At 61.3% G+C, this 6,384-nt stretch carries 5 protein-coding genes; all 5 read right to left on the bottom strand.

From position 1 onward, the window contains the following. Window positions 1-145: 145 nt before the first annotated feature. On the bottom strand, window positions 146-1,315 hold the full coding sequence (locus FY112_RS12875; RefSeq protein ID WP_132615163.1) for a Gfo/Idh/MocA family oxidoreductase: 1,170 nt from the start codon (window positions 1,313-1,315) through the stop codon (window positions 146-148). A 24-nt stretch (window positions 1,316-1,339) separates the two neighbouring features. After that, on the bottom strand, window positions 1,340-2,995 hold the full coding sequence (locus FY112_RS12870; RefSeq protein ID WP_151518524.1) for a GMC family oxidoreductase N-terminal domain-containing protein: 1,656 nt from the start codon (window positions 2,993-2,995) through the stop codon (window positions 1,340-1,342). A 1-nt stretch (window position 2,996) separates the two neighbouring features. Next, entirely contained in the window at window positions 2,997-4,541 is a 1,545-nt protein-coding gene (locus FY112_RS12865; protein ID WP_151518523.1) for a GMC family oxidoreductase, read from the bottom strand. 15 nt (window positions 4,542-4,556) lie between these two features. Beyond that, window positions 4,557-5,672 (bottom strand): ABC transporter ATP-binding protein, encoded by a 1,116-nt coding sequence (locus FY112_RS12860; protein ID WP_151518522.1) that lies wholly within the window; start codon window positions 5,670-5,672, stop codon window positions 4,557-4,559. Between the two features lie 3 nt (window positions 5,673-5,675). After that, window positions 5,676-6,384, bottom strand: a 709-nt coding sequence (locus FY112_RS12855) for a carbohydrate ABC transporter permease (RefSeq protein ID WP_246700660.1), incomplete at its 5' end; no start/stop codon positions are given.

Genomic DNA, 6,384 nt, shown 5'->3' with positions numbered 1-6,384 from the left:
CGACGCAACCGGCTCGATAGATCGGCGCCTCGACGCCGGCGAGCCGGACCACGTCCGAAGGTCCGGGCTCGGTTGGGAGCCGCGGCATGTCGACATCGGTCAGTGCGTCAAGAATTTCCTGCGGAACGTCTATGGTCATCGGCGTTCAACCCAGCGGGATGTCGACCCAGCGCCTTTGCCGGGAGGACTCCATGCATGCGTCGACAATCTGGCAGATGTGATGACCTGTATCGAATGTCGGCCACATCGGCCTGTTTGCAACGATCGAGCGGATCACCTCGGCCACCTCGATGATCTTGCTTTCATTGTAGCCCAGGCCGAAATTCGGCAGAGGAAGGAAGGCCCGGAAGGTGGGGTTCTCAGGACCCACGTCGATCTCGCGAAAGCCGCGCCGCCCCGTCCGGTCTTCGTTGGAGTAGAAGCGCAGCCGGTTTATCTCGTCATAGGTATAGGCGATGCTGCCTTTCGTTCCATAAATTTCGTAGGTCTGCATGAACTTGCGGCCGGTCGCGACACGGCTGAAATCGACGACCCCGCCGGCGCCGTTCTCGAACCGGCACAGCAGATTGGTTGCATCAGGATTGGTAATATCAGCCCAGGTCTCATTGCCTGTCAGTTTCACCTGCTCGCCATAGGCAAGGCCCTCAACGACGGGCCGGCGCGGCGTCACAATGAGATTGTCGGCGATCAGGGAACTGACGCGGCCGACCAGGAAATCCATGAAGCTGAAGATGTGCGAACCGGTATCACCGACGATCCCGGTCGGCGCAAGCTTTCCGTCGCCCCGCCACATGAAGGGCGCGTTCGGATCGCCATACATGTCGACGTGCTGGCAGCCGCGGAATAGGTTGATCTCGCCAATTTCGCCGGATTGAATGATGTCTTTCGCCAGATCATGGACGGGATTCCGAGGAAAGGCGTGTCCAACGCGGGTAATGACACCCTTTTCCCTGGCGATGTCGGCCAGTTCCCGCGCCTCGGCGGCGGTGTTTGCCAATGGCTTCTCGCAATAGACATGTTTGCCGGCCAGCAAGGCCGCCTTGGCTACCTCATAGTGGAGGTGGTCAGGCAGGCAGATATCGATCAAATCGACATCAGAATCAGCGACCGCCAAATTCCAATCCTGAAGAATCCTTGCGCCCGGCGCCCTGTGGGAAAGATCCCCGGCTGCCTTCGAGGGGCCTTCGACGAGAGCGACGATCCGTGCCGTTCCGTCCGACACTCCGAAGAAATGCGGAAAGGTCTGATAGGCCATCGTGTGGACCTTTCCCATCCAGCCCGAGGCGCCAAGCACTGCAACTCTGACTTCAGACATTGTCGTCTCTCCTCTCGAGATGGCTTACCGGATTTCGACGCGGCCCCTAGGCCTCGCGTCGTTGCGTTCGTAGGCGAAGATAGTCGGGGCAAGTGCCGGCAGGCCCCGAATGAGGTCCGAGCCTTTTTCGCCGACCATGATCGTCGGCGCGTTGGTATTGCATGACGGCACGCGCGGCATGACGGATGAATCGCAGACCCTGAGGCCTTCCAGGCCATGGACCTTGAGATCAAGCCCGACAACCGCGTCGGGTCCTCTCCCCATCTTGCAGGTGCCGACCGGATGATGGTCGGTCTTTGCGTTGGCGCAGCCGTAGTCGAAAAGCTGTTCGTCGGTCATGATCTTCGGTCCGGGAAGCCTTTCGGCCATGACATAGGGCTTCAGCGCCGCCTGCTGCATGATCTCGCGAGCGAGCTTCAGCCCTTCCAGGGACATCGTCCTGTCGTGGGGATCGGACCAGTAGTTGGGGTCGATCAATGGAGCGGCAGCTGGGTCCGAGGATGACAGACGTACCGTGCCCCGCGAGCGCGGATGCAGATAGGCGGAGTTAAGCGTCACGCCCGCATTCTTGAGCCGTTCGACGCCGGCTTCGATGCCCGAACCCAGGCCGAGGTGAAACTGGATATCAGGAGAACGGGCTTCAGGATCGGCATACCAGAAGCCGCCGGTCTCGAAGAGCGACGAGGCGACAGGACCGGTGCGGAACAGGACATATTGGATGCCGGCCCAAAGTGTCCGGTGGAATTTTGCGACGCCATCATAAGTGTGATCGCCCGTGCATTCGGCAATGACGAAAAGATCCAGGTGATCCTGGAGGTTGCCGCCGACACCCGGCAGATCGTGGAGCACCTTGACGCCCACCGACTTGAGATAGTCGGCCGGTCCTATGCCGGACTGCAAAAGCAGCTTCGGTGATCCGATGGCGCCGGAGGAAACCAATACTTCGCGGTCGGCGCGCACGATCTCCTGGCCGTGCGAGGTCACGATCTCGACGCCTGTCGCACGGGCTCTCTCCACGATAATACGCGCGACGCGCGTGCCCGTCCTCACCGTCAGGTTCTTCCGGTCCTTGATCGGCGAGAGATACGCGAGCGATGCCGACGACCGGCGACGGTTGCGCTGCGTCAGCTGATAAAATCCCACGCCTGCCTGTTGGCGTCCGTTGAAGTCGTGATTGTAGGGAATGCCGAGCTCCTGCCCTGCACGGATATAGGCGTCGCAGATCGGCAGCGGCGCAGCCGGCATCGAGACGCCGAGCGGACCGCCATAGGAGTGGTAGTCGTCGGCGAAGCGCTGGTTGTCTTCCGCACGTTTGAAATAGGGAAGGATCGAACGATAGTCCCAGCCCTCGCAGCCGTCTTCACGAGCCCAGAGGTCATAATCCACCGCGTTTCCACGCGTGTAGAGCTGTGCGTTGATGGACGAGCCGCCACCAATGACTTTCGCCTGCGTATAACGAAGCACGCGGCCTTTCATGTGTTTCTGGGGAACGGTTTCCCATCCCCAGCTGGCGACGCCTTTGGTCATCTTGGCGAAGCCCGCGGGCATGTGAAAAAGCGGATTCCAGTCGCCTCCACCCGCCTCGAGCAGGAGTACTCTGACATCTGGATCTCCGCTCAGCCGATTTGCAAGCACGCATCCTGCAGGGCCGGCGCCGGTGATGATATAGTCGAAACCCATCTTACTTTCCTATTTTGTCCGTTCGGCCTGCCAGCGCGTCTCGTGCCTGCAAGTCCTTCGACGCGATGTGATCTGCCACTCTCAACGCCTGGGCGGCGATAGTGAGCGCAGGATTCACAGCGGCCGATGTGGGGAGGAAACTCGCGTCGACGACGAAGAGATTGTCGTGGTCATAAGCCCGGCAATACGCGTCGAGCGGCGCAGCCGCGGGATCGTTTCCGATGCGGATCGTTCCGCACTGATGGGAGGGCGTGCGCTTGTCGAAGGGCCTCGCCAGCACGATCGGAAACCCGATCGACTTCAGTATTGCCTTCAGCCTGGCGACAAGCGCGAGATGAGCGTCCCAATTGGTTCGCTGCCATTGGAGAATAATCCGGTCTCCATCCACCATGACTCGGCTTTCGGGATTGGGAACGTCCTCGCTCATCGCATAGAAGTCGATGGCATGGCCGGTGATGAAGCGCAGAAGCCACTCCGGAGCCTGCGGCAGAGAGCCCTTGAGAACCTTTTCGGAGATACGACCGAGAAGCTGCACGTTGCCGAGGGGCGGTCCGCCCTCCCCGTCGGAGAGATAGAAGTCGTTAAAGGCAAACGTCTTTTGGTAGATGGAGGTGTTCCTGAACCGCGGCGAGACCCCGATGACGGCGGAGGCATTGTGGTTCATGAAGTTGCGGCCGACCTGGTCGGAAGAATTCGCCAGACCCCTTGGGAAGCGGTCGTTTTTCGAGCGCAGCAAAAGCACTGACGACTGCACCGCCCCGGCAGAAAGGATCACGATCTCAGGCGAAACAGTCAGCGTCTCCCCATCCTTGACATAAGTCACCCGCTCGACCCGACTCCCCGCTCCCGTGTCGAGCCTCGTCACACGCGCATTGGTTTCGAGCCGCACGTTCTCGTGTCTCAGCGCTACTGCGAGGGCTGCAGTTTCGGCATCCATCTTGCCGTCGCGGGCGTTTGGATGCGCATCCCATGGCGTGCGTGCTTTGGAGAGCCAGGCGTCAAGATCCAGACCGAGAGGTAGGGAAAACGGATGCAGGCCTTTCTGCTTGAGGCGCGCCCTGATATCGGCGATCGGCGCCTCGTCCGGGACGGGCGGGTACTCGTAGGCAGCCGAGTGGTGCGGTTCCGTCGGATCTTCACCTAGACTGCCGCGGACCTGGTAGATGCGTTCCGCCTGGCAGTACCACGGCTCCAGGACCTCGTACGGAAACGGCCAGGCTGGAGAAACACCCTCGCGGTGTTGGATGACTGCGAAATCTTGGCTGCGATAGCGCGACAGCACGGCGCCGTAGAACTTCGAATTCCCGCCGACATTGTAGTAATTGCCGGGATTGAATCCCTTGCCGTTCGCCTCGTACCAGGTTTCCTTCGGTCGAAAATGTCCTCGCTGGAAGATGGCGCGTTGGTCGCGGTTAACAGGAAGGTCGGCGATATGGTCGCCGGCTTCGAGGATCAATATTTGCGCGCCGGTCACCGCCAGGCCGGCCGCGACCGTCGCGCCGCCGACGCCTGAACCGATGATGACGATGTCAGGTGAACCGCTCATGTTAGCACCTGGCCCTCACGCGATCCGCGCCTGTGTGTCCGGATCGAAGAACACGGCCTTGTCGAGATTGAAGGCGAGGCGGGTGTTTTGTCCTGGAGCGATGCCGGTATCGGCGCGCAGGCGGGCGACGACGGATTTGCCGCCGAGCTTGGTGACGGCGAAGGTGTCGGAGCCGGCCGGTTCGACCACCTCGATCAGGCAATCGCCCTCAGTCAGCGAGCGCGCCTTGCGGTCGGCGCCATCGGGATCGGTCAGCGCTTCCGGCCGGATGCCGAAGATCACCTGTCTGCCGGCATAGGCGGTCAGGCCGTCATTGCCTGAGATGACCGGCAGTCGGAGCGGCGCGGCATTCGGCCGCTCCAGCGAGACTTCCAGGCCGGCCGCACCGTTCTCGACGGTGGCGTTGAGCAGGTTCATCGCCGGCGATCCCATGAAGTCGGCAACGAAGATGTTGGAGGGGCTGTTATAGATCTCGGCCGGCGTGCCGAACTGCTGCAGCACGCCGTCCTTCAGCACGGCGATCTTGGTCGCCAGCGTCATCGCCTCGATCTGGTCATGGGTGACATAGACGAAGGTGGTGCCCATGCGCTGATGCAGCCGCTTGATCTCGGTGCGCATGTCGACGCGCAGCTTGGCGTCGAGATTGGAGAGCGGCTCGTCGAACAGGAAGACCTGCGGATTGCGCACCAGCGCTCTCCCCATGGCGACACGCTGGCGCTGGCCGCCGGAGAGCTGGCTCGGCTTGCGGTCGAGCAGATGGCCGATCTGCAGCATGTCGGAGACTTGGGCGATCGCCCTGGCACGCTCCTCCTTGGGTACGCCGCGGATCTCCATGCCGAAGGCGATGTTGCCCGCCACCGTCATGTTCGGATAGAGCGCATAGGACTGGAACACCATGGCGATGTCGCGCTTGGAGGGATGCAGGCCGCTGATGTCGCGCCCGTCGATCCTGATATCGCCAGAGGTGATCGTCTCCAGCCCGGCAATGGTGTTGAGCAGGGTGGACTTGCCGCAGCCGGACGGGCCGACCAGCACGAGAAAGCCGCCCTTTTCGAGTTCGAGGTCGATCCCCTTGAGAATGTCGACGGCGCCGAAGCGCTTTTTGAGACCGGAGATTTCGAGGAAGGCCATGGATTACCCTTTGACAGCGCCCGCCATCAGACCGCGCACGAAGTAGCGGCCGGCGAGGATATAGACGATGAGCGTCGGCACGGCGGCGATCATCGCAGCCGCCATGTTGACATTGTATTCGACGACGCCGGTCGAGGTGTTGACGACATTGTTCAGCGCCACCGTCATCGGCATGGATTCCCCGGTGCCGGCATAGGCCGAGGCAAACAGGAAGTCGTTCCAGATATTGGTGAACTGGTAGATCACCGTGACGACGATGATCGGCAGCGAGTTGGGCAGCATGATGCGCCGGAAGATCTGGAAGAAGCTGGCGCCATCGACCTGGGCAGCCCTGACCAGTTCGGTCGGAAAGGCCTCATAGAAATTGCGGAAGAACAGCGTCGTGAAGCCCAAGCCATAGACGACATGCACGAAGACCAGATTGACCGTCGGATTGCCGAAGCCGAAGTTCCAGCCCGTGGCATTCTGCAGCACCACGCCGAAGCGGCCGAGCGAGCCGAGGATCGTTGCCATCGGCAACAGCACCGACTGGAACGGAATGAAGCAGGCAAACAGCATCAGCCCGAACACCAGCGTGTGGCCGGGAAAGCGCCATTTGGTCAGGACATAGCCGTTCAGCGCCCCCATGATGGTGGAGATTGCGACGGCCGGCACCACCATCTTGATCGAGTTCCAGAAGTAACCCTTGATGCCGGCGCAGGTCAGCCCGACA

Source organism: Rhizobium sp. PEPV16, assembly GCF_008919455.1.
In the GTDB taxonomy this organism is placed as follows: Bacteria; Pseudomonadota; Alphaproteobacteria; order Rhizobiales; family Rhizobiaceae; genus Rhizobium; species Rhizobium leguminosarum_Q.
Note: the sequence above shows the minus strand (reverse complement) of the source record. Positions and strands in the feature narration are given on the sequence as shown.